This is a genomic window from Brevundimonas sp. UBA5936 (assembly GCA_002430835.1).
Lineage (GTDB): Bacteria > Pseudomonadota > Alphaproteobacteria > Caulobacterales > Caulobacteraceae > Brevundimonas.
On the sequence record DJDA01000151.1, the window covers coordinates 1 to 3,291 of the forward strand.

A 3,291-nucleotide genomic window follows, 5' to 3' on the forward strand; every position below is an offset into this window, starting at 1 on the left:
TCGGGCGGCGGCGCGGGGCGGATCGAGCCGGGCGACCGCGCCCTGTCGGCCTCAGGCCGGGTCAAGGCGGCGCTGGACGCCTGCGGCCCGCGTCTGCGCGCCATGGTCGAACAGGTCTGCATCCACGGCACGTCGCTGCAACTGGCGGAGCAGGCCCTGTCCCTGCGCCGCCGTCAGGGCAAGACCCTGCTGAAACAGGGTTTGCAGGCTCTGGCCGAGCACTACGGCCTCGCATGACGGCGCGCCGCCGTCATGCGGGACGCACAATCAAAGATTGCTGATCTACGATTACTTAAGCATGGCCGTTCTACCCAAGAGCGATCCTCTCGGTCGCAGTGAGTAGACTCCCCATGACGTTCCTCCGCCCCGCCTCGCTTCTTCTCGGGCTGGCGAGCCTCGCCGTCGCCGGTTCCGCCAGCGCCCAGGCCGGCGCCGACGACCAGTGGCGCGTCACCGTCAGCCCCTATATCTGGGCCACCTCCCTGGACGGCAACGTCACCCTGGCCGGGCACAAGGCGCCGGTGGACGTGTCCGCCTCGGACGCCTTCGACCAGTTGGAGAGCGTCGTGATGGGCGACGTCGAGGTGCGCAAGGGCCGCTGGGGCGCCTTCGTCGACTATCAGTACGCCAAGACCAATGAGGGCGTGTCCCTGATGGGCGTTCCGGCCGAGCTGGGCACCCGGTCGACCACCGTCTCGGGCGGCGTGCTGTTCCGCCTGATCGACGATCCCGTCGGCGGCCGCACCGCCTTCGGCGACGCGCGCAGCTTCCGCGTCGAGCCGCTGATCGGCGCCCGCTGGAGCAAGCTGCGGGCCGAGCTGAACACGCCGCTGGGCGCCACGCACAAGGGCGCGGAATGGACCGACCTGCTGCTGGGCCTGCGGGTCGAGAGCGACGTGTCCGAACGCTGGACCCTGCGGACCCAGGTCGACGCCGGCGGTCTGGGCGACAACGACCGTCACAGCCTGGCCTGGCAGGCCCTGGCCTCCTACCGCACGCCCCTGGCGGGCGGCGCCGTCTCGGTCAACGCCGGCTATCGCATGCTGCATCAGAACTATGAGCAGGACGATTTCACCGGCCAGCGCTTCGACTGGAAAGTGACCCGCCACGGCCCGGTGCTGGGCCTGTCGCTGACCTACTGACCCTCTCCCCCGACGATCCTCTCACCTCAGGAGACGACATGCGTATTGGAATGAAGAAGGGCGTCGCCGCCCTGGCCGCCACCTTCATGCTGGCCGTTCCGGCGGCCGAGGCCTGCACCCGCCTTGTCTACCACGGCCACGACGGCGCGGTGATCACCGCCCGGTCGATGGACTGGAAGGACGAGATCATGACCAACCTCTGGATCTTTCCGCGCGGCATGGCGCGGGACGGGTCCGGCGGCCCGAACTCCCTGACCTGGACGTCCAAATACGGCAGCGTCATCGCCAGCGGCTACGACATCTCGACCGTCGACGGCGTGAACGAGATGGGCCTGGTCGCCAACGTCCTGTGGCTGGTGGAGTCGGAATACCCGGCCCACGATCCGAACAAGCCCGCCCTCAGCATCGCCGCCTGGGCGCAGTACGCGCTGGACAACTACGCCACCGTGGCCGAGGCCGTCGAAGGCCTGCGCGACGAGCCGTTCGTTCTGGTCAGCGACAACGTGCCGGGTCAGGAACGGCTGACCACCCTGCACCTGTCCCTGTCGGACAGCAGCGGCGACAGCGCCATCTTCGAATACATCGACGGCAAGCTGGTGATCCACCACAGCCGCGACTATCAGGTGATGACCAACTCGCCGACCTTCGACCAGCAGCTGGCGCTGAACACCTATTGGGAAGGCATCGGCGGCACGGTCATGCTGCCGGGCACCAACCGGGCGGCCGACCGCTATGCACGGGCCGCCTTCTACACCAACGCCATTCCCAAGTTCGAAGACCAGAACATGGCCGTGGCCAGCGTGTTCAGCGTGATCCGCAACGTCTCGGTGCCGTTCGGCATCTCGACCCCGGACCAGCCGAACATCTCCTCGACCCGCTGGCGGACGGTCGTGGATCACAAGCGTCAGCTCTACTTCTTCGAGTCGGCCCTGACGCCGAACACCTTCTGGGTGGACCTGAAGAAGATCGACTTCTCGCCGCGCGCCCCGGTCAAGCGGCTGGAGCTGGGCGAGAACCAGATCAACACCCACGCCGGCGACGCCACCGCCAAGTTCAGCAATGCGCGGGCCTTCCCCTTCCTGGGCCCGCAACAGTAAGCCGCGACAAGGCGGTCGGGGTTCAGAAGATCCCGACCGCCGCCTCGGCCCAGATCACCAACACGGCCAGGATCACCGCCCCGGCCAGCGCCAGCCGCGCCAGCGGCGTCCGCGCCTTCCACAACAGCAACTCCAGCAGCAGCCCCGCCCCGATCAGCAGCACGGCGGCGNNCGGAGGTGAACTGCATGGCCACCAGCGGCGTCAGCAGGATCAGCCCGACCGCGCTCCAGCCGGCCGTTCGGATCGGATTGAAGAAGGAAGGCGCGCGTTTCGTCAGGACCGACATCGGACCGCTCCGCACAGGATGAGACGCCCCATCATGCGCCCGATCGCGTTCGACCGGAAGCGAGAAGCGCGGTCAGCCCGCCGCCAGCGCCGCTTCGCGGATGCGGCCGACCATGCTGTTCAGGCCGTTGGCGCGTTGCCGCGTCAGGGCCGAGGGCAGGCCCAGACGGTCCAGGGCCGCCCTGGCGTCGAAATCCAGAATCTCGGCCGGGAGCCGCCCGGAATAGAGCCGCAGCAGCAGGGCGATGTTGCCCTTGGACAGGGCGCTGTCGCTGTCGGCGTCGAAGAACAGGCGATCGCCCTCTCCCCGCGTCGACAGCCAGACCTGGGCGGCGCAGCCCGGCACCTTGTTCGCCTCGATCCGCGCGTCTTCGGGCAGGGGCGGCAAGTCCTTGCCCAGGTCGATGACGTATTCGATGCGCCCCTCCCAGTCGCCCAGCAGGTCGAACTNNCCAGTTCGGCCAGGGTCTCGTCGATGGAGCGGGCGGGAGCGGCGGTGGAAGTCATGGCCGCGACATAGGCCGCGCGCGCCCTCGCCACAACCGCCCCCCTCACACCCGGCTCTTCGCTCCCCCGACAGGCGAGCGCGCTAGGGGGCGCCTGGGGCGCGGTCTAGGCTATACGGCCGATTCAACCCTTGCGCCCGGATGGCCGTGACGTCTAGGACCGCCCTTCTCGATCCCATCCGCCGCCCCGAAGCCGCCGAGGCCGGGGACGGCACCGCCGTGGCCGCCTGGCACGCCGGATGGACGGCGGTCGTCGGGTT

4 protein-coding genes and 1 pseudogene are annotated in these 3,291 nt (G+C 68.9%); 3 read left to right on the forward strand and 2 right to left on the reverse strand.

Annotated elements, in window-relative coordinates; genetic code table 11:
- From B2Y21_RS15340 to B2Y21_RS15350, 3 genes are all read left to right on the forward strand, one after another.
- Positions 1-237: DUF6456 domain-containing protein (locus tag B2Y21_RS15340; protein WP_292060703.1), on the forward strand; the 237-nt coding region annotated here is incomplete at its 5' end.
- Positions 238-350: 113 nt separating this feature from the next.
- Complete coding sequence (locus B2Y21_RS15345; RefSeq protein ID WP_292060704.1) at positions 351-1,142, forward strand: hypothetical protein; 792 nt, start codon at positions 351-353, stop codon at positions 1,140-1,142.
- Positions 1,143-1,180: 38 nt separating this feature from the next.
- The gene (locus tag B2Y21_RS15350; protein ID WP_292060705.1) at positions 1,181-2,239 is read left to right on the forward strand and encodes a linear amide C-N hydrolase; all 1,059 of its coding nucleotides are present in this window, start codon (positions 1,181-1,183) and stop codon (positions 2,237-2,239) included.
- A 22-nt stretch (positions 2,240-2,261) separates the two neighbouring features.
- Here B2Y21_RS15350 and B2Y21_RS15355 read toward each other — a convergent pair whose 3' ends face one another.
- Complete coding sequence (locus B2Y21_RS15355; RefSeq protein WP_292060706.1) at positions 2,262-2,402, reverse strand: hypothetical protein; 141 nt, start codon at positions 2,400-2,402, stop codon at positions 2,262-2,264.
- 196 nt (positions 2,403-2,598) lie between these two features.
- A pseudogene (locus tag B2Y21_RS15360) lies at positions 2,599-3,032 on the reverse strand (SufE family protein).
- Positions 3,033-3,291: the final 259 nt, after the last annotated feature.

Coding starts and splice junctions, on each gene's coding strand:
- B2Y21_RS15350 (WP_292060705.1), top strand. CDS start 1,181: ATGCGTATTGGAATGAAGAAGGGCGTCGCCGCCCTGGCCGCCACCTTC.
- B2Y21_RS15345 (WP_292060704.1), top strand. CDS start 351: ATGACGTTCCTCCGCCCCGCCTCGCTTCTTCTCGGGCTGGCGAGCCTC.